This is a genomic window from Vibrio sp. V38_P2S17PM301, from assembly GCF_009904845.1.
Classification (GTDB): domain Bacteria; phylum Pseudomonadota; class Gammaproteobacteria; order Enterobacterales; family Vibrionaceae; genus Vibrio; species Vibrio proteolyticus.
On the sequence record NZ_WXWO01000046.1, the window covers coordinates 1 to 26,278 of the forward strand.

Consider the following 26,278-nt stretch of genomic DNA (forward strand, 5'->3'; position numbering starts at 1 on the left):
GTTAGAGTCTTAGCTCCAATTTCCATTTTTCTGGTAATTGGAGTACTTAACTCAGATAACGAGAGAAAATAATGATAAAAAACAACGCACTTAGTGCGGGGCTACTGGCAAGCTTATTGGTGACGCCCGTTTTCGGCACCACCTTGCCTGCGCCGGTCTGGCATCAAATGACGTTCAGTGATGGTTCGGTCAAAGATCTGCGTTTGATGGGATCGGAAGATATGTTCTGGTATCAGGATCGTCAGGGGACGTTGTACATTCAGGAGCAGGATGGGCTCTGGTACTACGGTTACTACGAGCAGCAGCAAAAGCGAGTCGTTTCGACTGAAGTGCTGGCGAGTGAGGCTCCGCCACCACAAGATGCCAACATTCATTCTCACCCGATTGATCCCGTGTATTTGTCTGTGCCACCAACGGAAATGACGCCGGGAAAGCGCCGTCTTACGTTGACGACTGGCAGACAGTTTGCCCCTGCCATCGAAGGGCAAACCGCGGTGACAGAACAACCTTTGCTGGTGGTGCAAGTCAGTTTTCAAGACGAGGTCATGGTAAATGACTTTCAGGCGAGCGTTTTTGGTATCAACCAGCAAAGTGTTCAGGACTATTTTCTCAAAAACAGCAATGGTCGCTACAAGGTTGTACCTGCCCGAGAAACATCGGGTACGGAGAATGATGGCATTGTGCATGTCACTCTCGACATCAATCATCCCAACTGTCATTCAAAGACCGATAACACGTGTCAGACAAAACTGAACACTGCGTTTGAGAAAGCCTATCAGGCGCTGGACGCAGATTTTGATTTATCAACGTATGACGATAACGGTGACGGAAACATTGAACCCAGAGAACTGTCTGTGATGTTCGTTTTTGCCGGGAATGACAAGGCAAGTGGGACGAACAAAACACCAACGATATGGCCGCATAAATACAGCCATAGGCAGGTAACTTTGGATGGAAAAACCATCAGCGCGTATTGTTTGTTCGCTGATTTTCAACACGACCACCAGTCCACAATGGGGGTAATTGCGCACGAGCTGGGGCATCTGATGTTGGGTTTACCGGACCTTTACTCCTACAGACACAATGGTTCTATCGGGCAGTGGGGGTTAATGGGCAGTGGCAGTTGGGGGAGTAAGCCGGGAGATTCCTACTCGGGCCAGACGCCGGTCAACATGTTGGCATGGAGCAAGGAGGCAGCCGGTTTCATCCAGCCTAAAGTACTGTCTCAAAGCGGTGCACAAACAGTACAAACTGCGCAGGGTGAAAGTGTGATTCACCTCGACCCTTATCTGAAGCAGTTTGGCCCACGTGCGTACATCGAAAACCGACGTAACATTGGGTATGACCGTGCACTGCCCGCTGAAGGTCTGCTGGTCACATCCGTGAGCGTTGACCACATGTTCAATGCTGAGGGGCCGATGCAGGTACAGATCCTACAGGCGGACAATCACGGGCTACTGGACAATGGCCATTCGACAGGCGATGACGGCGACGTATTTCCCGGCAGTGAACAGATCACGGAGTTATCGGATGCGTCACTCCCTTCGCTGATGACAGTCACCGCCGGGCGTGAAACCAATATCGCCCTGCGTGGCATTGTCAGCGATCCGAACGCGGCTCGCTTTAGTCTCGATATTCCGAGTGCGGCAGGAAAGTCGGCATGGTTGACGTCGTTCGGGCGCACTTATGTCTCATACCGAAACGGCATTGATGCGCTTGGCTTTGCTGTGGACGTGGGTCATACGCCGAAGCATTTAGTCGGTTTTCAATTTTACGCAAAGGAAAACACGGTCGCATTACCTATGCGTTACGTTTTACGCGTTTATCCGTACAACGTGAATTTAGGTCGTGCACATTTTGATCTGGCTGATGGCCGTGAACTGGCCAGCGGTGTGGCCCCTGTCGGTGGCGGGCAAATTCGTTTACCGGCGCCTGTGGCTCTGGAGCCGGGCATGTCCATGTTAGTACTGGAAATTGAAAATGGTACCGCGGAATACTCCACTCAATTTCTTGATGCCTATTTGGGCGATGGGCAACGCAAAGAACAATATTTTGGGGGAAAAGATGAGTATCTCGCTTATGGCTTGAGCCGCGGCGCCTACTATAATTTTCCGTTTGCGGCTCTGTTTGAAGAGCAGATCGCCAGCGATGTTGTTGCGATGGATGATTTTGTGGTCATGCGTGAAGATCAGTCGGTGACAGTCGATGTCAAATCCAATGACCAGCATCTCAATGCGAATGAAGTGTATCGTGTTGAGATCGGTCAGCCACCTTCAAAAGGACGTTTTCGTGGTACGATTTACACACCGTCGGCCAATATCAATGGTGTCGATCACTTCACTTATCGCCTGGTGGATAGTCAGGGTGTGGCGTCTAACTATGCCAATGTGAGTGTAACGATCAGCGCAGTGAATGATTTGCCAGTATTTGAGGTTGATTATCCGCTAAATTCGGTGAAAGCGGGGCAGTTGGTCACACTTGCGGTTAAGAATATCCGGGACGTGGATTCCGATAGTCACAGCTATCGTTGGTCGGTCAGTCAGGAGACGCCGTTGTCGATCACTCATCCGCAGCGTTCATGGATACAGGTACAGATCCCATCCGATGCCAACAACGGAACGGTCTATCCTTTGACTGTCGTCGTGGCAGACAACCAGGGTGGTCGGGTGGCGAAAACCATCAAACTGGTGGTGCGTAATCGCGCGATTGCGATCAACGACGAAAGTGTGTCGGTGGTCTACGGTGAGCAGATCCTACTCCGGCCCGCAGGTGAGCACGATGACAGTGACATTCGTTCGATTGAAATTTTAACGCCGCCTTTGCATGGAGAAGTGATCATCAACGGCACGACGTTAGTGTACACCGCACCAACCGAGCGAAAAGAAACACTTTACGATGTGCTGAAATATAAAGTGATATTTGTCGATGATTCAGTACAAACAGCGGAATATGAACTGCAAGTTCGCACTCAAAGTGTCGCTGAAAATCAAGGGGAAAGCAGCGGAGCTTCCGGCGGCTCAAATTCACCTTGGGTAATGATGACATTACTCTGGTTGTTTCGCAGACGCTATCGGTAATGAATAAGAAATAGAGAGCATATGCTCTCTTTTTTATTATCGATCAAGGCAATCGATTGCGGAAATTAAACGTATTCTAAAGTAAATATTTATCGTTATTATTTCTAATTTGAGTTATTTGTTACTTATAGTAGGCATTAATTATATTAATGGTGATCTTTATTCCATTTATATGGCTTTATTGCACGAAATGTGCGCTGAATGTATAAAAAACACACATTCTTCATGATGGGTGTGAATACATATTGAGTTGGAAAAATCTATTTTTTGATAAAATATTCTTACATTAATCGCGGCTTTTGTGGTTAATTATCATTTTTATTTCATATATTGGTGATTGCCATCACATTATTAATGATGCAATCTCAGCCTATTTGTATATATGTTTTCATAATTAGATATAGTGTTGGAGCTCTAAAGTCCTTGAGACTATTGGGCTACAGCATATTTAAGTACTTGTTTATACATATCTATAAATCAGTTGCATAATGTTTTTTTATAAGCATATAAATAATAATTTTTTGTAACTGCTATTTTGTATTGGTACTTTGATGCCGAATTTTTTGGGGAAATAATAAAAAAAACAAAATAGGTAACATCGAGGTAAGTTGCTACCATGAAAACCATTAATAGAGTCATCGATGTAAAATATCTAAGGACATTTTCACACGTTGTTAAACACAAGAGTTTTACAGCAGCTGCTGAATCTCTTTTTATGACACAACCTGCTGTTTCGCAGCACATCAAAAAGATCGAAAGTGTAATAGGGGCCAGCATTTTCGACAGAAAGGAGGGATTTGGCCTGACCAAACATGGCAAGGTTTTGCTGGAATATGCAGATCAGACAATGTCCATGTATGAAAAACTGTTTGAGGATCTTGAGCGTGTAGAAATTCGTGATCAGTTTAATATCGCTATCGCAGACTCTTTTTGTCCAGAACTGGTGGAAAGAGTGGTGAGAGAGTTCCGAGGCTTAAATAATACGGATCTGTCGTTCACCAGCTTTGGCACAAGTACGTCGATTGATACCGATAAGTTTGATCTCATCTTTAGTCTGAGCCGTTTGCCTGAAGATCATGGTAAGTCGTATCAACTCAACACCGCAAATTATGTGATTGCTCATTCGAGTTTTATTGACCCGTATGACTGCTACCCACAGAGAATCGTGTATTGCAATACACTGACTAAGTCATTTGTGCAATCTGTGCTGAGCAAGAACCACATCGATTACGCTCATGTCACGAGTTGGGTGACAACCAGTTCCGCCCGGTTTATGAAAAACGAACTCAACACCAATGGTACGGTGCTGGTTTGTCCTGAGTGGTCGGTGAGAAGCACCGAATGCACCAAAATACCGGTGCGCCAGCAGGTGAATATGTATGTATGGTGCAGTGACGAGATTTCACAAGAGTTGGAAGTGATGGGGTTAAGAAACAAGATCCATCAAATGTTTGACCAAGTTCCCTCTACGACGGGGCATGGTAGCGTATGCACGGCTTAATTTAGTGTGAAAGCGCTGACAACGCAGTAAAAATAAGGCAACTGAGTGAGATGGGTATTCCGTAAGGAATGCCTTTCTTAAAGGCTTTGAACTGATTTACTTTTGCCCAGAGGTACATGGTGGCCAATTGAATTCCCCCAAAAATACCGATGGTCACCAAAGCGGGCATCAGTAAATCAGGTTGTATCCCCACAGTGAACGCGCTGAGAAGTTTCACATCTCCCGCCCCGAACACATTCGCAAACCACAACAGCAATAATACCGCAAAGCAGAGTAGAGCTATCGGCAGCGATGACCAGATGAATCCATACGCGATGGCGGCGATGGTATTGATTAACAACACCCACTTACTGATTTGATTCGGAATGAGGCGGCGCTTCCCGTCCGACCAGCACACGTAAACCGTGACCCACAGGTTGGCGAGGAAAAACGGTAAATAGAGTAATAGTGTTAATTTCATATGTCTGAGTCTATTGGTCAAAATAAATAATCTCAACACCACTTTTTAAATAAATATTTATGACCACATAAATATTTATTATTTAAGTGAGTGAATAAAATCGCCTTATATGATCATAATAAACAATAATTGGATGGTTTATTTATATTAGGTTACTTTTGTTTTGCAGTTTAACGATGGCACTCCTTGCCTAATAAATTTCTAATGAGGAAACTATGTACTACAAAACTCTGGCAAAACTAGCTGAATGGAAAATGAAGTTTGAAGACGATATTCGCGGTGTAACTGCTGTTGAATACGCAATTATTGCAGTTGTTATGTCGGCACTTGTTCTTGCGGCCTTTCAAACTGATGCCCTTAAAAACGCTATTACTGGCGCCCTGGGCAAAGTTACAAGTAACCTGAATAGTGCTAGCAAATAATACCGATTAGGCGATAAAAACGCCAAAGGTATATAGCAATAAAACAAAAGGGGCGTTAGCCCCTATTTAATTATAATTTGGGCTTACTATGAATAGAGTTATTGTCTTTTTTCTCGTCGCGTTGGCCATTTTCACAACACTCTTTTTTGTTCAGAGCAATTACTTCTCCGATGATGAAGCACCCCAAGCCACTCAGGAAGTGGTGGAGCCTCAAATCACTGTATATGCGTTGAGTTTGGATGTGACAAAGTCTCAACCAGTTAAAAACAAAACTTTTTCAGTTCAGTCAGTTAAGGAATCCGAGTTGGCAGGTGCTGAGTATACAGCGAAGACAGATTTGGTGATAGAACCTGGCGCGTTGTTCAAACTGGATCTCGCCGCTGGAACTTATCTAACCCAGTCTATGATCTCTAATCCGAGTGATCGCGATTATCTGTATTTGTCATTGAAGAAAGAAGAAGTGCCTTATTTTTATCAAGTAACAGGTATTGGTGTTATTCAATCGTTAGCACTGACTCCTGGTGATCTTGTGAGCTTTGTTTCGACCACATCTTCGAAATCAAATCTGATTGAAACTGGGTATGGCGATATTGGTGATCTTGTTAGCAAAGTGATTATTAGTGATGCGCGTGTTCTTCAAGTCATTAAAGGCAATGAAGAAGAAGACCTTAAGGATGATGAAGATAAACAGTACAGCTTAGTTATTGCGTTAAAAATGCGCGATGTTCTTAAGTTGGAAATGGCACAAAAAATTGGTGATGTGAATATTATTCCTTCAGCAATTGCGAATCGTTATTTGTCTATCCGAAGCAGCGACATTCTTGAGAATCAATTTGGTGTCAGGGAATTACGTGGCAAGGAATAATATGAAGTACAGAAGTCTAGGCTTAATTTCACTCCTTTGTGGATTAGCGTCATTCCAATTATATGCATCCAGTCTGATGAATTTAGATCAGGGTGCTGCAAAAACCATCAATTTAAAACGTCAGATTTCAACGGTATTTGTCGCGGATCAGGAGATCGCCGACTACAAAATCATCGATGAAAATAAAGTCGTGATTTATGGTGTTGGGCAGGGCAGTACCTCCGTGATTGTTTATGACCGTGGCGGGAACGAGATCTACAACTCGGAGCTGGTGGTCAATCAGAGCTTGCGTTTGCTGAAACAAACGCTGATTGCCCGTTATCCGGACGAAAACGTGATGGTGTCTAATGTCGGCGATCAGGTCGTGTTGGACGGTGTTGTCAGCAGCGAAGAAACCAAGACGAAAATCTATCGTCTGGTGGGGGAAATGCTGAAAAAAGATCGCCAGCGTAATGTGTTCTACATTCAGAAAGAAGATGGTGAAAAGGGCGATGAGCTCGATTACACAGCATCTTACGTCTACGCCCAGGTGATCAACAACCTCAAGGTTCTTACCACCGATCAGATCAACGTTAAGCTAACAGTAGCCGAAGTATCCAGTTCATTCTTATCTGAATTGGGCGTCAGCTACAGTGACAGCGGCGAGTCGGGTAAATTTGTCAACAAACTGCTTGATTTTACGGCGCAGGACATCGTCGCGGTCATTTCTGCCAGCGGCGATGACAAAATTGGTCAAGTGTTAGCTGAGCCGAACTTATCGGTGATTTCCGGCGAGCAGGCCAGCTTTCTTGTCGGGGGCGAGATCCCGATTGCGGTTCGCGATGAAGACGGCATTACCATCACGTACAAAGAGTACGGCGTAAAACTGGCTATGGTGGCTAAAGTGACGGACTCTGAAAACATCCGTTTGTCTCTGTTTCCGGAAGTCAGCTCGATTGACGAATCCAACAAAACCTCGACCGGCTTGATCTCGGTTCCTTCACTGCGTACCCGACGCGCTCAAACTACCGTGCAGCTTAAAGACGGGCAAAGCTTTGTCCTGGCTGGGTTGCTCACTTCGGAAGAGCGTGAGTCGCTGAGCAAAATTCCTATCTTGGGTGATATTCCGATTCTCGGCGCGCTGTTCAGTCACACCAAAACCAACCGCTCAAAAACTGAATTGATCATTGTCGCTACCGTCAATCTTGTCGATCCGATTGAACAACAGGACGTCAAGCTACCGGCTTTTCGTCGCACCAGTGACATTGAACGTTTGTTACGCATCGATTTGTCTGGCGTGAACGAGCCGGAACTGGAAAAAACCATCAATGAAGGAGGATTTAACTGATGAGAAGCCTGTTAATGGTGCTGCTGGCACTGGTGATGTTCGGCTGTTCTCAGGCCAATGTTTCGAACTCCAGTGTGATTGATGAAATGGAAGAGAGCATCGAATTTGATGTTGCGGATTCTGAGCAGTCGATCAATCGCGCAGTGAACTTCATCCGCGATCTCAACCATCGTGAACCGAAATCGCGTTTTTCTGTGTATTACAAAACGGGATCGAGTGAGTTTGTTGACAAGCTGAACGCAAAGTTTAAATCCGAGGGTATCGCCAAAAATCGTTATCGCGTGGTGCTTGCAGAGGCGGATCAGCAGAAAGCCGTGTTGATATCGGCGACCTATGTACGAATCAAAAGCCGCGAGTGTGGTGTGATGACCTTTGCCTCGCGTGATGAATACCGCTTTGGCTGTGCGCTTGAGCACAACCGTAACATGAGTCTGGTCAACCCAATCAAGAGTGAGTTGTAAGTATGGATCTGAACAATCTGTTTAAGCACTCTTCATCCAAGCTGAACTCATCGGCAGAGGCCACCGATCTCGTGGTCTCTGATGACGCGACACTGCTGGAGGCGGTGAAAGAACTCTATGCCATTGAAGGCTATCCGGTGCCGATTGAAGTGCCGGATCTTGACTCTGATGATTCCTGGAACCGCTCTGACGTCAAGCTTAAGCATGTGATTCTTGATATGCGGGGCACCAGCAGTATCGTCGATGAGGTGTCTGAAATCGCGACGCGTCTGGACGTCAGTATTTCTTTACTGGTGCTCAGCGATACCGACTCCATCAAGTTACGTAACCAAATTCATGCGCTGGGAGCCGTGTATGTGTTGTGGGACTCGGAACTGGATGGATTGCTGGCTTCACTTCGTGCGCAAAGCCATGACACTCCGACAGTGAAGAAAACACGGGTTGCCAAGCGCATCCTTATTTTGGGAACCAAGGGTGGAGTAGGTGTGTCGTGCCTTAGTTCAGTGCTGGCAAATGCGCTGGTTACGGATGCCAACCTGAAAACGTTACTGGTGGATCACGACTCAGGCGCGCTGAATAGCGATATCTATTTGGGGATCAAAGGTCTTAAGGCCAAGCAAAACAGTATCGACCTGAATCAAATTGAGATAGATGGCGCGATCGCGACAACCTATGTCCACAAAGTAACCGATAAGCTGGGTTATCTGGTGCTGGAGAAGAACAGTGCTTGTCTCGGCGACCATGCCTCGACCTTATACAACCTCTCTTCAGAGCTGATGGACCAGTACAACTTCATCATCGACTCGGTGCCGTTGTCGTCTTACGAAGAGGTCCACGATCAAGAGCTGTTGGATAAGTATCACCGTGTGTTTGTGGTCTGTGAACCGTCCGTGTCATCACTGCGCTCATACAACCTGTTGAAAAAGAAGATCGGCAAAGCAGACCATCAGGTCGTGTTCAGCATGAACCGCCCCAACAAGGATTACATGGTCACGTTAGCGAACGCCAAAGAACGTATCCGGACCAAAGACACCATTGATATTGCTTATGAGCCAACGCTGGAGAAAGTGTTGATTCAGGAAGGCATTGACGGGCTGATGAAGTCCAAATATTCGGCGCCAGTCGCCAGCATGGTGGCTGTGCTGACCGGTAAAAAAATCAAAGCAAAATCTCGTTTTTCATTGTTTAAAAAATGAATCAGTTAAAAGAAACTTACATCGAACTCAGAGATGAGATCTTTGATGCGCTGGACGCTTCATCACTGGTGGAAATCAGTAATGAAGAGTTGGAGCAGCAACTAAAAGACTCCGTCAATATCCTGATTGATCGCAAGCAATTACAGGTCAGCTCACTCAAACGAGTGGATTTGGTTAAGGCACTGCTGGATGAGCTGAAAGGCCTTGGTCCGTTGCAGAAGTTGGTCGACAACGATGATATCTCGGACATCATGATCAACGGCCCGTCGGATATCTTTATTGAAATTGGCGGTAAAGTCGAGAAGTCGCCCATTCAGTTCGTTAACGAAAAGCAGCTCAATACCATAGCCAAACGCATTGCGTCTAATGTGGGCCGTCGGATTGATGAGTCCAAGCCACTTTGTGATGCGCGTCTGGCTGACGGAAGCCGGGTCAACATAGTCATACCACCTCTGGCGATTGACGGAACCTCCATTTCAATCCGTAAGTTCAAAGAACAGAAAATCAAACTGGAAAATTTGGTTGAGTTTGGTGCGATGTCGGTTGAGATGGCCAAGCTTTTGTCGATTGCCAGCCACTGTAAGTGCAACATTCTGATATCTGGCGGTACCGGTTCGGGTAAGACAACGTTGTTGAATGCGTTGTCTGGGTTCATCGGCGAAAGTGAACGGATTGTCACGATTGAAGATGCGGCGGAGCTTCAGTTGCAAAAGCCCCATATCGTTCGACTTGAAACCCGTCAGGCCAGTGTGGAAGGGACGGGCGAAATTACCGCGCGTGAACTGGTGATCAACGCGCTGCGGATGCGTCCTGACCGGATTATCGTGGGTGAGTGCCGGGGTGGTGAAGCGTTTGAGATGCTGCAGGCCATGAACACCGGTCACGATGGCTCAATGTCCACATTGCACGCGAACACGCCGCGAGATGCGATCGCACGTACTGAAAGTATGGTGATGATGGCTACCGCTAGCCTGCCTATTGCCGCGATTCGACGCACCATTGTCAGTGCGGTTGACTTAATTGTCCAGGTTAAGCGCCTTCACGACGGTAGCCGCAAGGTGATGTACATTTCCGAAGTGATCGGGATGGAAGGTGACAGCGTGGTGATGGAGGACATTTTCCGCTTTGAAACCAGCGCTCAGTTTGAGGACGGCAAGATCCAGGGCGAATTCCGTACACCTGGTTTGTCGACGCGTTCCGTTATTTACGAGCGAGCGCGATTTTTTGGTCTGGAAGACACCGTGCGGGGGATATTCGCATGATGTTCATCCTGATATTTTCCTGGGCTGCACTGCTGATTTACTGGTTGGCGTATCGCGCCCGCCAGAACCGCCGCCTGAGTCAGATCATCGATATGCATGCTGATTTTGAAGGGGTGAAGGGCGTACGCTCGGTGATTGATGCGCAGCGGTTTGACATCAGTTTCAAAGCCCGTTTTCGACAAACCGTCAAAAGCATGGTCAAAGTCTTTCAGCCCAATATGGGGCTCAAGTTGATGCTGTTTTTCGCGGTGACCATGGTGGTAATTTACGCCATTAATGCATTTTTCCTGATGCAGGATTATCTGGTGTGCCTGATGGTGCTTGAACCCATTTTGTTTGTCATTTTTTATATCAAGCTGCAACAGATGCAGGCAGAGCGGTTCAAGAACCACTTTCCTGACGCTCTCAATATCTTAAGCGGAGCGATGTCTTCCGGGCAGAGTATCGTGCACGCGTTCGAATACGTGGGCAAACAGCTTGATAACGAAGTCGGACGTGAGTTTAAGTTCATGGCTGAACGTCTTTTGATTGGCGAAGATCCTGATGACGTTTTAGAGCGCAGCAGTACAACGTTTCCGTATCTGGAGTATTTCTTCTTTGCGTCGACCATTCGCATCAATTTAAGCCGGGGTGGTCAGCTCAAAGAGGTCATTAACCGCATTAACCGCCTGATGTTTGACTCTCGCGCGGTGGAGAAGAAGAAAAATGCACTGACATCCGAAGCGCGGGCGTCGGCCAAAATCATCGCCTGTCTGCCGGTGATATTTCTGGTGATCCTGAAGTTTACCAGTCCGGAAAACTACCATTTCGTGATGTTTGAAGACGGTGGAAAACCAATTTTTTATTACGTACTGGTGAGTGAGTTCATTGGCTTTGCCTGTATCTGGTTCATTCTCAGAGGGGTGGATTGATGGATACGACAAAGATACTGATCTGGGTAGTGGTGTTTGGCGTTTCGATGGGGCTGGCTGCGCTGGTGATGCGCTTTTACGACAACACCCGGGCCAACATTGCCACGCGCAAGATCATCGGTTCAACCCGTGAAGAGCGCAAGCGTACCGACTTGTTGAAGTCTTTGATCAGTCGGGTGAGCTTCAACAAAGACGAAACCAAAAAGAAACTGGTTTCCGCCGGAATATACAGCGACTTTCTGGCCGATTCGTACTATCTGTTCAAAATCATCCCGTTTGGCGTGTCGTTGGTGTTTATCGTTTTCAGCTATCTGCAGGAAAGCATGGGCATTACATTGGCGTTGGCTTATCTGATGGGTGCTTTGATCGCGTTCATTGTGTTGCCGGACACCTACGTCGCCAGCCGCGGGAAAGCCAACATCAAACGTATCAGTGCACGCCTGCCGTTTCTGCTCGATTTGATGAATGTGTGCGTTCATACCGGCATGACCATTGAGTCCAGTCTCGATTACCTATCCAAAGAGCTGCAAACCGTTGATAGAAACCTCGCTTACGTTGTGCGGGTTACGGTCGAACGTGCACGTCTGGTGGGAATCGAAAAAGCCCTGGAAGAGTTTTATGAGCTGGTGCCAACCAGTGAGTCACAAAGCTTTGTGATGACACTGGTCCAGAGCCTGCAATTTGGCTCGTCCATCGGTCCGGTACTGGCAACACTGGCGACCGATATCCGTGAAATTAACATGATGGAGCTGGAAGAAAAAATTGGCAAGATGGGCGCCAAAATGTCCATCCCACTGATTGCCTTCATCATGGTTCCTATTGTTGTACTGATTGCCGCCCCGGGCATTATGAGGATGTTAATGCAATGAATAAATGGCTGATAGCACTGCTCACCGTTTCGCTGTTTTCTGGCTGCGCCACGGTTGATACTGAACTGCAAACCAAAGAAAAACTGCTCATCGGTTCTGGCGATAACCAACAATTGGTGGAGTTTTATAAGAGCAACTTGCACAGCGTACCGGAATACAAAGTCAAACTGGTTAATTTGTATCTGGACATGAAAGACGTTAAATCGGCGGAGTTGTATCGCAATACCTACGATGCCGGCGATCTGGATGAGCCGGAATACATACTCACCATTGCTCGTCTGAACTACCAGAAAAAGCGCTTTGATAAAGCGCAAGAGGAGCTGGAGAAGTATCGCGACGAAGGCGGTGAGGAATACGAGTATCAACTGCTATCCGGCAAAATTCTCGCACAGCAAAAACGCTTTGATGAAGCCATCAAACATTTTGAAGAGAGCCGCAAGCAAGGTGCATCAGATCGCGAAGCAGGAAACAACATTGCGGTCGTGAAAATGATGCAGGCGCAATACGCCGATGCGACCGATATTCTCTACGACTTGTATCTGGCCAGCCCGGGAGATGCCAGAGTGCGCTCAAACCTGATTCTGGCTTCGGTGAACGCAGAACGTCCGGACATTGCGCTGGAAGTACTGAAACACACCAATAACGAGCAGCAAGCGCGCAAGCAACTGGCTGCATTGATGTCATCCGTATCAAAAAACAAAGGGCAGAAGAGCACGATGAGAGTGGCAGACACCCCCGTTTCGACAACCAGTCTGCAACGTGATGCCGCCAAAGGAGCGGCAACCAGCTACGTTGCGCCGACGTCTAAAGTCAGCTCGCTGGCAACGTCAACTCAATTTCAACCCAGTCAATCCAGCCTGGATGGTTCCGTGTTGGATCCCAAAAACCTGAAACCGGGGGCACCACCGACGTACCGTATTCAGGTATTGGCTACCTATACAGCAATCCCGGCGGATTATCTCAACTACCTCAAATCCAACTACGGCACCGTATACTCTTACACGCACGGCTTATGGAAGCGTTATTGTGTTGGGGATTTCAACGATCTGGATCAGGCCAAAGCCTTTCTCGAAAGTCTCGATATCAAAGGTGCCTTTGTGGTTGACTACACCAAGAAAAGGTACGTAAGGCTATGAGAAAAAAGCAGAAAGGTTCGCTGACGATTGAAGCGGCAATGGGGATACCCATTTTTCTGGCGATTGTGTTTGGCTGGGTGGAGATCTGCATCATGACGTTCTCGATGAGTATGACTGACAACGCCCTCACGACCGCAGTGATGCGGGTTAAAAAAGCCGGCGATTCCAGCAACAGCAATACGGTGAACTACAGCCAGATGATCCAGCAAGAGCTTGCAAAAGCGGGCGGGTCACTGTGGAGCAATGTTGTTGAGCCGGGCAGTGTGAAGATCAAAGTTCACTACTTTCGCAACTACGATTCATTTTTGAAATGCACCGACCAGTTCTCCTCGGCAGATGAGTGTCCGGAGCGTAAAGATGACCCGGTGGATATGGCGATCGCGGTCTACGACCTCAAATACAACTATGACCCTATCGTATCAATATGGTTTCCGACCATGGCGATCCGGCGTGAAGTGGTCACCATTCAGGAATACGAACGTTGTGCATTCAAAATCGGACAGGGGGCGGGTTGTGCGAGCTAAACAAAAAGGCGCGTTTGCCGTCGAACTGGCGATGGTGCTGGTGTTTGCGTCCGGGTTATTTGTGGTGGTGGTGAACTACATGTTGGCGATCAACAAGAAAGGGCAGTTGGATCGCGCGGCTTATTCCCTGACGACGATTCTGGCTGAACGAAAACAGCTGTTTAACGCGGATCTGGATATTTGTGCCGGTAACTGCAACCAAACGGAGAATACCGCGTACTCCATTGCCGCCGCGTCGATGAAACGCATGATCCCCAATTTTGACAAAACCAAATTCGGCATGCGCATTGATGAAGTACGTTTGGATGAACGGGTGTTGTCGAATGGAAAAGTGGACTATGTCCGGCGCCATAAGGCGCTGGAAAAGGGCAACGTTATTGGCTGCAACTTTCCGGACATGTCTGATATCGACAAAGCGAAGGCTATTGAGATGCTTCCGGTCACATCACGCAACCGACGTTTGCCGTTGTACCAGGTCTCCCTGTGTTATGAGACACCCGTCAATATTTTAGGTGTCGCGAACGGTGAAGTGTTTCGGATTGTCAGCTCTTCCTACTCATTTGCGAGGGTTTAAACGTGAGATCGATGAAAAAGAACCGAGGCGTCGCTGGTATTCTGTTTATTGGTTTGTTGCCGATGATGGTGATTTTTATGGCCTTTTCGATGCAAATGTCTCAACAGATGCTGGCGCATGCACGAGTGCTCGAGGCTGCGGAAGTCGCCAGTCTGGCACTGATCGCCAGCCCAAAGGAAGACGACGACAAGAACGTCATTTATGCGCGTCAACTGGTCGACCGTTATGTGCTCGATAACATCGATGATGTTGACGTGAAAGTGTACAACCGGCAGTGTTTGTACAAAGACGGTTGCGTTCAGGCCAGTGGTGAAGTTGCCCCTTTTACCGATTTTGTGGTGACGGCCAAAGCCAAGTTTCAGTCCTGGATCAGCTACGAGGACATGAATCTGAAACCTGAGTTCGAAGCCTCGGGTTCGTCGGTGACGCGAAAGTATCTGCCGCAGCCAGTTGATGTCTATTTCATTGGTGACTTCAGTGGTTCGATGACGTATGCCTGGCAGGGCGGTAAAAACAAGCTGCAAGTGGTGAAAGAGACCATCCGCCGCGTAGTACGCGATATCGAAGATTTTAAAACGGAGCAAAAAAGCCGTGTCGCACTGCTGGGCTACAACTGGCATCACGTGACACAGACGGATGAGGTGGTCAGAATCGATTATCGTGGCTATCGCTACACCTGGCCAAAGAAATACGCGTATGAATTTAAGCGCTCGTCGGCGTCGGCGACGGTGAATGAGATGTTCAATATGCCTAAGCCTTACAGTGAAATCCGTTCGGTAACCAGCAATATGTCAAGCTATCAGCGCGGGCAAATCGTAAACCAGAACCAAAGGTTCGCCAAAGATTACCCCTTTTACGATATTCCGTTGACGGAAGATTACGATGAGTTCATCCGTTTGTTGGATAGCAGCGACTTGCGGGCTTACGGGGGAACATCGTCCTGGAATGGCATCATCGCAGCGGCGCAGGAAGCCAATCGTGCCACCAATCTGAACCCGGAACAGGTGTTTATCGTGCTGTCGGACGGGGCTGACAACGATGCCAACTACTTGCAGTCTTTGGTGAATCAGGGGTTGTGTAAGAAGTTGCGCTCCACCATCAGCGCCAAGAAAAACCGTTTCCAGAGTAATAACCCGAGTGAGAACGAGAAAACCAAAGTTACCATGGGGGTGATTGGTATCAACTACAGCGTATCGGCCAAAGATGGCTTCGGTGATTGTTTTGGACGCAACAATATCTATCACGCCAAAGATGGCGAAGACGTTTACAAATATATTCTCAATCTGATCAATGAAGAAACAGGAAGACTTAAGGATTAACATGAAATACCCGCTCATCATCACCACTTTATTATTGTCACCATTCGGGTATGCCAATTGTCTCGGTGGGGTTAATGAATACGTGACCTCTACTCAACTGGTGTCTTCCCACACGCTTACCACGCAGGTGAAAGGCAAATTGGTTCAACACGACTCTACGCGTCCCGAACAAGTGTTGAACTCGTCGTCTGAGGTGGTGAAAGTGGCACGTCCGGACGAGGTTTGCTTTTATGATCAAGCGACTCAGTCGTTGGTTTTGAACTATGCACACGACAAATATCAGCTGACCGCTGCGCACAAAAATGTGCTGGAGAAGTATCTTGAACTGGTGAACGGTAAAGCGCAGATATTTATTGAAGGGCATGCCGACAGTATCGGTCCTAAGACGTATAACAAAGCTCTGTCAGCGCGTCGCGCCAAGCAGGTGGCGAACTACTTAAAACATAATCTCAAACAGGGTAACCGTATTGTTGAGAAAGCGTTTGGGGAGAGTGCGCCAATCTGCAATGCCAGTGAAAACCGCACGACTGGATGCAACCGCCGGGTCGTGCTTACCGTGAAGTCATGATCGGTTATTTGCTGCTTGTTGGTGTGTTTATGTTCTGGGCCGCGGCACGCAACAGGGTCTGAATCAGATACAGATCATAAAAAGCCAGTCGGATGACTGGCTTTTTGGTTTCGAACCCCGATGTTAGGATCAGGTGCGGTATCGAGCGAGTATTTCGCCCAGATTGCGTGTCGCGTTAGCCAGGTTACCGACGCCCTGAGAGGATTGCTCGGCGACTTGACGTATCACACTCGATTGCGCGCGAATGTCCGACAGTTCAGACGCAATATCGTTTGCGACCGCACTTTGCTCACCGGCTGAGGTGGAAATCTGAATACTCATGTCGTTGATGGCTCTCGCGGAGACGGCGATTTGACTGATGTCGTTGCCGATGTCTGTGACGAGATCGCTACTGGTTTGTGCCTGACTGACCGTCTGCTCGGTGATCTTAGCGATGGTCTGGCTTTCTGATTGCAGTTTTTCAATCATAGTCTGAATCTCGACCGTCGCTGATTGGGTGCGACTTGCCAGAGTACGGACTTCGTCCGCCACCACGGCGAAACCGCGGCCTTGCTCACCGGCACGTGCTGCTTCAATCGCTGCGTTCAGAGCCAGCAAGTTGGTCTGTTCTGAGATACCGTTGATGGTGGTGATAACTTCGCTGATCTGCGCGGTATTGTCGTTCAGAGTGGCAACAGAACTTGACGCCTGTTCGATAAAGTCAGACAAGCGCGCAATCTCATCAATCGCCTGATGCACTCGCTGAGAACTGTCGTTCACTTGTTTCGCGTCCATCTCTGTTTGGCCAGTTGCCTGATTGGCAATGTTCGCCACTTCTTGCGCTGACGCTGTCATCTCTTCCATGGCCGTGGCGACCGAATCTAGCGAAGCATACTGGTTGGTGATCTGAGTTTCACTTTGTTGCATGTCCTGCTCAAATGCAGCGGAAGTTTCACCCAACGTGGTTGAGTTATCTTTCACACTCACCACTAGGTCTGTCAGCGTGTCCATAGCGTTATCAAGCGCGCAGCCAATAGTGCCAAACTCGTCGCGTCCCGGGTGGAAACCAAGGCGTGAGGTCAGATCTCCGTCAGCGATTTTCTGTGTGGTGCTGTACAACACCCACAGTGCGCCGCCGATAAAGGTTGCGACCCAATAGACGAAAACCGCAAAGGGAATCACCCACAAGTACGCCAGTAGAAAGGCAGATAATGCCGCGGAGCGAGCATCGCTTTCGGCATTACTCATGGATTTGGTGAGCGCGTAGACCTGGCCGGAGGCATGTCTGGCGGTCGCGGTTACGGTGCCTTGGGTATATTGGGTGTCTGCAATGGTCGTGCGTTTTTCCAGACCTGGTACTTGCAACTGATCTGGTGCGTTGGTTTGCAATAATCCCGTTAACTGATATTCAACGGCAAGCTTGGACTGATGCTCAATCGCATCAATCGTATTGAAGTAGCGACCTCCGGAAATAAAGGTAATTGTGGTAAGAAAAAGGGCAAATATGACCCACATTTTGTCGTTAATGGACATTTTTATGAACAGTCGGTCGATCGTCCTGAATTCGACTTCTCTCATAGGAACTCCGCAACAAATGATGAATGAATAGATGGTGTTATTATGACTTTCTTGTATCGACCAATATGAGCGATCCCACAGTATTATCTGAAAGATATGTTGTAATTCGTTGCAAATATGAGACGTAGATCTGGTTGATATAAGCTAGAGTGCATAAAAAAACGCCGGCATTTTTGGCCGGCGTTTTTTGATGACTCAGTGATTGGGCGTTAGCCCAGAGAAGGCAGAATACCCAGCGTGATCAAGATTTGTGCGCTAACAATGGCGAAACCCGTTGCACCTGTGATAACTAGCGCCGCCTGCCCACCAAATACCTGGTATTTACTTTCAGACTGCTCATGTTGGCGAACTTTACGCACCATCAGGATGGGCAGGAAAATCGCCAGAATGGCCAGTGCGATCGCAGCGTAACCCAGCGCCATGATAAAGCCTTGTGGGTAGAACAGAGCAAATCCCAGAGGTGGCAGGAAGGTAATCAGTGATGCTGGTACACGGCTTGAGCTGGTGTTGGTTTTTCGCAGAATGTCACCGAGGTATTCAAACAATCCCAGACTGACACCCAGAAAAGAAGTCAGCAAAGCCAGATCGGCGAACACGCCGACAATATTGGCCAGACTGGTGCTGTTGACGGCTTGGGCCAGGTTACCAATCAAAGCGCTAAGGGCTGAATTCTGAATCATTTGCGACTGACTGATCACACCCAAAGTGACGATTTGCCAGAAAATGTAGATAACCAACGGAATAGCAGAGCCGAACAGGATCACTTTGCGCAGCGAGCGGGTGTCGCCATCCAGGTAATTAACAATCGCCGGAATGCTGCCGTGAAAGCCAAATGAGGTGAAAATCACCGGAATAGCGGCGACGATCAGACCTTGTTGCATGGGCATGCTCAGCAGGTATGACTCGGTGACATTTGGCGCCAGAAACGACAGCACCATTACCATTGCAATCAGTTTACAGGTAAACAGCACACGGTTGACTTTGTCGACCGTGCCAGTGCCGATCGTCACCACGGTTGCAACGATGATAGTGAAAACCACCGTTGCAACAGGCCCAGAAATGGTCAGGCCGGTAAATTGGCTGATACGGTCCGCAAATTGCGACCCTCCGCCGGCAATGTACGCGGCGCACAAGGCGTAAAACAGAAATAACATTGCAAAGCTCGCCAGCCATTTTCCTTTCTTGCCCAGAATCTGCTTAGCGAGCGTATGCAGCGTAGCATCATGGTCGGCATATTGATGAACCTCAAGCATCAGCAATGCGGTAAAGGCCATCAAAGCCCAAAGTACGACCATGATCATGATTGAAGTGGTAAAGCCGATACCCGCAGATGCCAGCGGAAGAGCGAGCATGCCAGCGCCTATGGTGGTACCGGCGATGATGAGTGTACTGCCGAAAATTTTTGATTGAGTCATATGTATATAATTTTGTACGTTGTTGTGATCAGATTGCAGATGTTGTGTCTGATATTTACTCAAAATTGAGTTTAATCCATTAGGTATAGCAGGATTTTGCAGGTCATTATGAAATTGGTCAAGAGAAATGTACGCACTGGTTTACTCTGTGTGTAAGTTTGTGTTTACAGGTTGAGTTTGGAGGCTCTGGCAATCGATTAACTGAGACAAACGTCAAATCAGATTGCAATTTTACTTTTCGCTTTCAAAAAACTGTCATATAAGAGGTATAAAAAGGAGCTGCAGAGTAGTACAACGTCTGCAGAAAACATCGAAGTAAAAAGGAGGTCCTGATGAGCGACCAATACGCTAACGATGAATGTCTGGAACTTTTAGACGCGATGGAAATAGGCTTTGACCTATCAGAATACGAAGAATCCATCGAAGAACTCGCCGAAAATCTTGTCAGATAACGGCGGCCGACATCATCAACCCGAGAGAGCCAGTGCGAACGCACTGGCTTTGTGCTTTTATATAAGTACTTCTCTTATCTCTTTACTGTATGAACTTTCTTGCGCATCTACACATCGCCGACCATTGTGACAGCAGCAAACTGGGTAATTTGCTGGGGGACTTTGTGAAAGGCGACCCAAACAAACAATACCAGCCATCGATAGCTCATGGGGTGATGCTGCATCGTTTTGTCGATTCGTACACGGACCAGCATCCATTGATGAGTGACGCGAAATCTTTGTTCGACGGCAGCGCACGTCGCTTTGCCCCTATTGCACTGGATGTCTTTTGGGATCACTGCCTGGCATCTCGCTGGGAAGAGTTTCACTCTGAGTCGTTGCGCCAATTTTGCCATAAAGCAGAGCAACAGACCCGACGAGAGCACGTGACCAATCTGCCGCAGCGCTTTCTTATTGTGAGCCAGAACATGTGGCAAGGGCGTTGGCTTGAGTCGTACCGGGACATGAACAATATTGAGTTTGCGTTGCGACGCATGTCTGGCCGCAGCCCCCGCATGGGCCCGCTATCTGACTGCTTTGCCTATCTGGACAGGCATTACCATACCTTGCAACCGATTTTTTCTGAGCTCTATCCGGACGTATTAAACGCAGCAAAGTCCCAAGCATTCTGATAGAATCCCGCGCTTGCTCAATTGAAAGGTAATCTGCATGTCTCACCCGTTTCAACAACTTGGTCTTGGCCCTCAGCTTTGCGATACGCTGAGCGAGTTAGGTTTTAAGCAACCCACTGAGATTCAGTCTCAAGCGATACCACATGTGTTGTCTGAGCAGGATGTGTTAGCAGGGGCGCAGACAGGGACGGGGAAAACGGCGGCGTTTGGCTTGCCTTTGCTGCAACGCTTGATCGAGAGTCCAACAACCAGAGATGAACGGAGCAACGACGTGTTTGCACTGGTATTGGTGCCCACGCGTGAACTGGCTCAGCAGGTGTTCGACAACGTAACGGCATACGCGAACGGGATCGAGGTGAAAATCGTCACGGCGTATGGCGGAACCAGCATGAATGTACAGGTGAAAAATTTGCGTGGTGGTGCGGATATTCTGATCGCAACGCCAGGGCGGCTACTTGATCACATGCATTGCCGTAATGTGTCGCTACGAAACACTCAGGTTCTGGTGCTGGATGAAGCTGATCGCATGCTGGATATGGGGTTCATGCCTGATATTCAGCGCGTATTACGTCGGATGAGCGACAGCAAACAGACCTTATTGTTTTCCGCCACATTTGATAAGCGCATTAAAACGCTGGCGTACAAATTAATGGACACGCCAGTAGAAGTTCAGGTGAGTGAGCAGAACAGCACTGCAGATACCGTTAAGCAAATGGTGTATCCGGTAGACAAAAAGCGCAAAGCGGAACTGCTGGCGTACCTGATTGGCGCACGCAACTGGCAACAAGTGCTGGTGTTTACCAAGACGAAGCAGGGAAGCGATGCGTTGGCCAAAGAACTGAAACTGGACGGCATCAAAGCGGCGTCGATCAATGGTGATAAAAGCCAGGGAGCGCGTCAGAAAGCGTTGGATGACTTCAAGCAAGGGAAAGTCAGAGCACTCATTGCTACCGATGTGGCTGCGCGCGGCTTGGATATTCATCAGTTGGAGCAAGTGGTGAACTTTGATATGCCCTATAAAGCTGAAGACTATGTCCATCGTATCGGCCGAACGGGACGGGCTGGTCATCCTGGTTTTGCGGCGTCTCTGATGAGTCGCGACGAAGAATATCTGCTGGAAGCGATTGAGCGTTTGCTTGACATTCGTCTGCCACAGGAGTGGTTAGAAGGATTTGAGCCGAGCTTGTTCGAAGAAGTTGACACGGACAAGTCACCGCGCAAGAAAAGTCGCTCTGCGGAAAAACGTAAAATGAAAGCCAAGTTTAAAGTTCATGCCGGCCGCGGCAAGAAAATGACTGGTTGAGATGAACGCGCTTGCCGAGCGGTTAATTGTTGCCGTGGTTGCCACATGAAATAAAAATAGAGCCTTTCGGCTCTATTTTTCGTTTTACTCAATGTCAAGTAGTTCGACATCAAAAATGAGCGTTGCAGAAGGTGGGATCGGGCCCGTCCCCTTGGTGCCGTACGCCAGAGTACTCGGAACGAAAAGGCGCATTTTCTGACCCACAACCATCAGTTGCAGTCCTTCTTGCCAGCCTTTGATAACCTGGTTTAGGCCAAACGTAATTGGCTCTCCACGTTTGTATGAGCTGTCGAACACGGTGCCATCCAGCAGTTTGCCTTCATAATGCACTTTCACTCGGCTGTTCTCGCTTGGGTGCTCAGTGCCGGTTCCGTCTTCCAGAATCAGGTATTGCAGCCCGCTATCGGTGGTTTTCACACCTTCGTGTTTACTGTTGTCTGCCAGAAATGCCTGACCTTCAGCAAAATTGACGTCGGCCGCTTTGTGGTTGTTCCACATCCGATAGATAAAAAAACCAGCCAGGATAAAGACAATAATAGGAATAACAAACTTAGACATAGAAACAGGTTCCTTGTTTATTCAGGTTGTTGAGTCAGGAAATTAATGGTGTTGGCGATATCGTTGATGTCACGGTGTGCTGAGGTATTGATCAAGTACTGGCCATTGACGATGAACGTCGGCACTGCATTAATCTCGCCCTTTTTAGAGACATTTTCGGCCACTTTCATTTCACTGAACAGTAGCTTCTGCTGAGACTCATCCAGTTCGTAAGGGCTTGTCAGGTTACGCTCATGGAACACTTTCTCGATCGCAGCCTGACGTTCACTCAGTGTTGAGCCATCGCCCATTTGTACTGCCGCAAACAGCGCCTCCATCATGGTGTGATCGGGATCCTTGTGTAATTGCATCACCGCCGCATAGTACATCATAGCGCCGATTTGCGCGCTTTGGTTGAAGGTAACGTGCAACCGGCCGATTTGCTGATTGGTCAGCTTTTCCAGTTCAGGGAGCATCGATTCCATTTGGCGACAGTGACCACAGTTAAGAGAAAACACCTCCGTTACCTGTGGCAACTTGTACACAGACAGGTCAGCGGGTAACTGAGAGTACTGTTTGCCCTCGATAGGTTGCTTGTCGTCACTACAACCTGCGAGCAAGGTAAGCGATGAAAGCAGAGCGATGACGTAAGCGGAAAACTTTTTCATAATTCACATCGTTAGAAAATAAAAGTAGTGCGATTTTAGCGGTATGCGAGCCGGGTTAAAACCGGTAACCCGTCAGTAAAGCGCGAATTTTTGTAACCAGAGGCAAATTTTTATCCAAATTTCAGCGTATTCCATAAAACTGGCTAAAGGATTGCATACAGTAGCCGATAACTTAATCGAGTTTGATATCAGTGAACGGTATAGCCCATGAAGTATTATGTTTATCCTCTTATTTTGCTGCTGGCTGGTTGTGGCACGTTACCAGCGGAAGTGAAAAAATGGGGCTCCATGTTGGAGACGGCCCCGCAGAATGACTCTGAGCTAATGCATCCTGAATGGCGCAAACCGGCGTTGACATCAGGGACGGGAAGTTACAGCGCGTATAACACTCAGCCAAGCCAGCCCCAGCCTCGCAACTATGGCAGCAACAGTTATCACGAACTACAGAATTTTCTCGCCAGCAATGGGGTAGATTACGAAGTGCTGCCGGGTGAATACATCATGGTCAAACTCAATAACACAGTGAAGTTCAATACCGGTTCTGCACGTGTGCTTCAGGAGTCTGGCAGTTGGCTCGATTTGGTAGGGCGATATCTTGCCACTCAACCTGATATTGACGTGGTGATCGATGGCCACGCAGACAGTACGGGAACGGCCAATTTTAACGATGGTCTTTCCAAACGTCGGGCGGCAGCGGTCAAAGATCGTTTAGTGCGCAACCAGGTTTCACAGACGTCGATTTTTACTCGTGGTTACGGTGAATATGTGCCAGCCTGCACTAACAAAACGTCGGCGGGTCGTTCCTGTAACCGACGGGTGGAAGTTCGCTTTATAGTGTCGAACAACTAACCTATTGATAATATGAATAAAAGCCAGCATTAAGCTGGCTTTTTTGCTTCGTGGCGCGAACTAACTCTAAAGGATGACGTGTTTCACGTTTGAGACGTTTCGATCTCGCAATACTTTGAAATAACCCTGCAACTTGTGCCAACATTCGCGTTACTCAACATAAAGATTACAATCATAAAAATGTCAGTCAATATCTCTTCATCAGGAGTGGAAGTGGCGGTCGGTGACGCTGATCAGCTGGTTTCCACCACAGACTTACAAGGTGTTATTACCTACTGTAACGAAGCCTTCTGCCGTATTGCCGGGTTCACTGAAAGTGAATTGCTGGGCCAACACCATAATATTGTCCGTCACGCCGACATGCCCAAAGCGGCGTTTGCTGACATGTGGAAGCACCTCAAAGCAGGTAACGCTTGGCGTGGAATAGTGAAAAACCGAACCAAGGGCAACGGCTACTATTGGGTAGATGCTTATGTCACCCCAATATACGAAAACGGAAAGGTATCGGGTTATCAGTCGGTTCGCGTTAAGCCAGAACGCAAGTGGGTCAATATTGCCGCAAAGGCGTATCGTAGCCTGATCGCAGCGGAAAAAGGCCAACGCCAGTTTAAGCTTAAGTTACCGGATCCGGTTCGCTACGCGATTCTATTGGGCTCGCTGACTGCGCCTTTAGTCAGCCAGATGCTGGCGGTTGAGGGGGGGCTGCCGTGGTTACTCAACGCGTTGCCTTTGGGGGTGATTGCCGTGTTGTTCCGTCAGGAATTGTTTTCAACCCCTTCAAGACTGAGAGCACTGCAAAGCCGTTACGACAGCATTAGCCGTTTGATTTACTCCGGTGACGAGTTATTTTCTCCGGCCGATTACCATCTGAAGATGTCGTCAGCCCGTATGCGCACGGTGCTGGGCCGGATGACCGATTCTGCTTTGCCGCTACAATCCATGGCGGATGAACTGAGTGACACCACATCAGAAGTCTCTCAGGCACTGAATCAACAGGTCAAAGATATTCGGCAGGTACGTGATGCGACAGAAGAGATGCAAAGCTCTGCGAACACCGTTTCTGATAGTTCTCATAATGCTCATACTCTGATTGGCGAAACACTCAACAGTTGTGCGCAGGCGAAAGAGACCATCGACCTGACGCAACAAAACCTCGATCTGCTGAGTGAACAAGCTGAGAAAGCGACACAAACTACGTATCAGCTGAGTGACAAAGCGCAAAATGTCAGCCAGTTGATGGAAGAAATTGGTGGCATTGCGGAACAAACTAACCTGCTGGCGCTAAACGCGGCGATTGAAGCTGCGCGGGCGGGAGAGCAGGGAAGAGGCTTCGCAGTGGTGGCTGATGAAGTCCGTGCACTGTCGGGACGAACGCAAAATGCCACTCTCCAGATAAAAAGCAGTATCGATGAAATGCTGGCGACCATTCAGCAATGGCAAGGTGATATTCTCGCCAATAAAGAGCAGACGGATAAATGTGGCACCATCGCTGACCAGAGCTCACTGCGATTGGCGGAAGTAGAGCAGATGATGCAATCCATGAGTGACCTAATGACAGACGTCGACGCAACTGCGGCTAAACAACGCCAATTGTCAGAAGAAGTGAATCAGCATATTCACTCAATTGCGTCTGCCGCCGAGCAGAATCTGGCCGCAACCAGTCAGGTCGAACACAGCAGTCAGTCGCTGAAGTCTCATGTGGATGAATTCAGACAACTGGCGTATCGATTTGAAGAACGCTAATAAAGCTGACAATCCCCGCTCACCGGCGGGGATTGTTTTACTAGCCTGAAGTATCTCGTGCGGATGGCATGGTTCAGCAAAGCGCTTCAAACTCTGCAATGGCGCCTTTTAATAAAGTAGTTATCGAGAATGTCGTTAGGTTAATGGAAGCCATCGAATGGCAATACCGGTAACGCCTCTCTGTTTAGACAGAGACTCCAAAAAAGCAGCCAGCGTCGATTTACCGCTGTCTGAAGGCGTTCAGAGAAAGACAAGGATCCGCTTGCGCTTTTCTTTGAATCAACGCGAGAATTTTTCTACTAAAGGTTTGCGGAGACGCTGATGTCTTTCTCGGGGGAATGTGGCTGACGGTAATCTTTTATCGTACAAAAAAGCCCTGCTCAATGAGCAGGGCTTTGTTTAATTATTGGCGATTATGCCAGCAGTTCTTTAGCTGTGTTCACAACGTTTTCTGTTGTGAAGCCAAACATCTTGAACAGCTCACCTGCCGGTGCAGATTCGCCGAAGCTGGTCATGCCGATGATGCGACCGTCAAAGCCTACATACTTGTACCAGAAGTCTGCGATACCCGCTTCAATAGCGATGCGTGCTGTGACGTCTGATGGCAGTAC

At 48.1% G+C, this 26,278-nt stretch carries 25 protein-coding genes; 19 read left to right on the top strand and 6 right to left on the bottom strand.

Going from position 1 to position 26,278, the window contains the following annotated elements; translation table 11 throughout:
• The first annotated feature begins 71 nt into the window (after positions 1-71).
• Entirely contained in the window at positions 72-3,077 is a 3,006-nt protein-coding gene (locus CAG64_RS09880) for a M6 family metalloprotease domain-containing protein (protein ID WP_161457863.1), read from the top strand.
• Positions 3,078-3,693: 616 nt separating this feature from the next.
• Positions 3,694-4,578, top strand: a complete 885-nt coding sequence (locus CAG64_RS09885) for a LysR family transcriptional regulator (RefSeq protein ID WP_021704709.1) — start codon at positions 3,694-3,696, stop codon at positions 4,576-4,578.
• A gap of 1 nt (position 4,579) precedes the next feature.
• Here the strand turns inward: CAG64_RS09885 and CAG64_RS09890 are convergent, their stop codons facing one another.
• Complete coding sequence (locus CAG64_RS09890) at positions 4,580-5,038, bottom strand: prepilin peptidase (protein WP_161489308.1); 459 nt, start codon at positions 5,036-5,038, stop codon at positions 4,580-4,582.
• Positions 5,039-5,253: 215 nt separating this feature from the next.
• Between CAG64_RS09890 and CAG64_RS09895 the strand changes: the two genes are divergently transcribed.
• The 13 genes from CAG64_RS09895 to CAG64_RS09955 all read left to right on the top strand — a co-directional run bounded on the left by CAG64_RS09895 (position 5,254) and on the right by CAG64_RS09955 (position 16,472).
• Positions 5,254-5,460: a Flp family type IVb pilin gene (locus CAG64_RS09895; RefSeq protein WP_021704707.1), complete on the top strand. Its 207-nt coding sequence runs from the start codon at positions 5,254-5,256 to the stop codon at positions 5,458-5,460.
• Between the two features lie 88 nt (positions 5,461-5,548).
• The gene (locus CAG64_RS09900; RefSeq protein WP_161457437.1) at positions 5,549-6,325 is read left to right on the top strand and encodes a pilus assembly protein CpaB; all 777 of its coding nucleotides are present in this window, start codon (positions 5,549-5,551) and stop codon (positions 6,323-6,325) included.
• A 1-nt stretch (position 6,326) separates the two neighbouring features.
• Complete coding sequence (locus CAG64_RS09905; RefSeq protein WP_040902407.1) at positions 6,327-7,652, top strand: type II and III secretion system protein family protein; 1,326 nt, start codon at positions 6,327-6,329, stop codon at positions 7,650-7,652.
• A complete protein-coding gene (locus tag CAG64_RS09910) occupies positions 7,652-8,113 on the top strand; it encodes a hypothetical protein (RefSeq protein WP_021704704.1) in 462 nt (153 codons plus the stop codon). Before CAG64_RS09905 ends, CAG64_RS09910 begins: the two co-directional genes overlap by 1 nt.
• Before the next feature lie 2 nt (positions 8,114-8,115).
• Positions 8,116-9,309: an AAA family ATPase gene (locus tag CAG64_RS09915; RefSeq protein WP_021704703.1), complete on the top strand. Its 1,194-nt coding sequence runs from the start codon at positions 8,116-8,118 to the stop codon at positions 9,307-9,309.
• Entirely contained in the window at positions 9,306-10,571 is a 1,266-nt protein-coding gene (locus tag CAG64_RS09920; RefSeq protein WP_021704702.1) for a CpaF family protein, read from the top strand. The genes CAG64_RS09915 and CAG64_RS09920 overlap by 4 nt, the downstream gene beginning before the upstream one ends.
• The gene (locus CAG64_RS09925; RefSeq protein WP_161457436.1) at positions 10,568-11,482 is read left to right on the top strand and encodes a type II secretion system F family protein; all 915 of its coding nucleotides are present in this window, start codon (positions 10,568-10,570) and stop codon (positions 11,480-11,482) included. Before CAG64_RS09920 ends, CAG64_RS09925 begins: the two co-directional genes overlap by 4 nt.
• Positions 11,482-12,351, top strand: coding sequence for a type II secretion system F family protein (locus tag CAG64_RS09930; RefSeq protein WP_161457435.1), 870 nt, complete (start codon positions 11,482-11,484; stop codon positions 12,349-12,351). Before CAG64_RS09925 ends, CAG64_RS09930 begins: the two co-directional genes overlap by 1 nt.
• Positions 12,348-13,487 carry a tetratricopeptide repeat protein gene (locus CAG64_RS09935; protein ID WP_161457434.1) on the top strand — a complete coding sequence of 380 codons (1,140 nt, stop codon included), beginning with the start codon at positions 12,348-12,350 and terminating at the stop codon, positions 13,485-13,487. Before CAG64_RS09930 ends, CAG64_RS09935 begins: the two co-directional genes overlap by 4 nt.
• Entirely contained in the window at positions 13,484-14,011 is a 528-nt protein-coding gene (locus tag CAG64_RS09940; RefSeq protein WP_161457433.1) for a TadE/TadG family type IV pilus assembly protein, read from the top strand. The genes CAG64_RS09935 and CAG64_RS09940 overlap by 4 nt, the downstream gene beginning before the upstream one ends.
• Positions 14,001-14,585: a tight adherence pilus pseudopilin TadF gene (tadF, locus tag CAG64_RS09945; RefSeq protein ID WP_161457432.1), complete on the top strand. Its 585-nt coding sequence runs from the start codon at positions 14,001-14,003 to the stop codon at positions 14,583-14,585. Before CAG64_RS09940 ends, tadF begins: the two co-directional genes overlap by 11 nt.
• A gap of 2 nt (positions 14,586-14,587) precedes the next feature.
• Complete coding sequence (locus CAG64_RS09950; protein WP_337247445.1) at positions 14,588-15,904, top strand: pilus assembly protein TadG; 1,317 nt, start codon at positions 14,588-14,590, stop codon at positions 15,902-15,904.
• 1 nt (position 15,905) lies between these two features.
• Positions 15,906-16,472: an OmpA family protein gene (locus tag CAG64_RS09955; protein WP_021704695.1), complete on the top strand. Its 567-nt coding sequence runs from the start codon at positions 15,906-15,908 to the stop codon at positions 16,470-16,472.
• 129 nt (positions 16,473-16,601) lie between these two features.
• Here CAG64_RS09955 and CAG64_RS09960 read toward each other — a convergent pair whose 3' ends face one another.
• Positions 16,602-18,029, bottom strand: coding sequence for a methyl-accepting chemotaxis protein (locus CAG64_RS09960; protein WP_161457431.1), 1,428 nt, complete (start codon positions 18,027-18,029; stop codon positions 16,602-16,604).
• A 209-nt stretch (positions 18,030-18,238) separates the two neighbouring features.
• Positions 18,239-19,444 carry an aromatic amino acid transport family protein gene (locus CAG64_RS09965; RefSeq protein ID WP_161457430.1) on the bottom strand — a complete coding sequence of 402 codons (1,206 nt, stop codon included), beginning with the start codon at positions 19,442-19,444 and terminating at the stop codon, positions 18,239-18,241.
• A gap of 541 nt (positions 19,445-19,985) precedes the next feature.
• Between CAG64_RS09965 and CAG64_RS09970 the strand changes: the two genes are divergently transcribed.
• Together CAG64_RS09970 and CAG64_RS09975 are read left to right on the top strand one after the other, a co-directional pair.
• Positions 19,986-20,567, top strand: coding sequence for an acyl carrier protein phosphodiesterase (locus tag CAG64_RS09970; protein WP_161448170.1), 582 nt, complete (start codon positions 19,986-19,988; stop codon positions 20,565-20,567).
• A 37-nt stretch (positions 20,568-20,604) separates the two neighbouring features.
• A complete protein-coding gene (locus tag CAG64_RS09975; RefSeq protein ID WP_161448172.1) occupies positions 20,605-21,870 on the top strand; it encodes a DEAD/DEAH box helicase in 1,266 nt (421 codons plus the stop codon).
• Positions 21,871-21,954: 84 nt separating this feature from the next.
• On the opposite strand, the gene CAG64_RS09980 is transcribed toward CAG64_RS09975, so the two are convergent.
• Positions 21,955-22,428, bottom strand: a complete 474-nt coding sequence (locus CAG64_RS09980; RefSeq protein WP_021704689.1) for an FKBP-type peptidyl-prolyl cis-trans isomerase — start codon at positions 22,426-22,428, stop codon at positions 21,955-21,957.
• Between the two features lie 17 nt (positions 22,429-22,445).
• A complete protein-coding gene (locus tag CAG64_RS09985; RefSeq protein ID WP_161448174.1) occupies positions 22,446-23,075 on the bottom strand; it encodes a thiol:disulfide interchange protein DsbA/DsbL in 630 nt (209 codons plus the stop codon).
• Between the two features lie 207 nt (positions 23,076-23,282).
• Between CAG64_RS09985 and CAG64_RS09990 the strand changes: the two genes are divergently transcribed.
• Positions 23,283-23,924 carry an OmpA family protein gene (locus CAG64_RS09990; RefSeq protein ID WP_161448176.1) on the top strand — a complete coding sequence of 214 codons (642 nt, stop codon included), beginning with the start codon at positions 23,283-23,285 and terminating at the stop codon, positions 23,922-23,924.
• Between the two features lie 180 nt (positions 23,925-24,104).
• Entirely contained in the window at positions 24,105-25,667 is a 1,563-nt protein-coding gene (locus tag CAG64_RS09995) for a methyl-accepting chemotaxis protein (RefSeq protein WP_161448178.1), read from the top strand.
• A 413-nt stretch (positions 25,668-26,080) separates the two neighbouring features.
• Here the strand turns inward: CAG64_RS09995 and CAG64_RS10000 are convergent.
• A partial coding sequence (locus CAG64_RS10000) for a transketolase-like TK C-terminal-containing protein (protein ID WP_161489309.1) occupies positions 26,081-26,278 on the bottom strand: 198 nt, incomplete at its 5' end.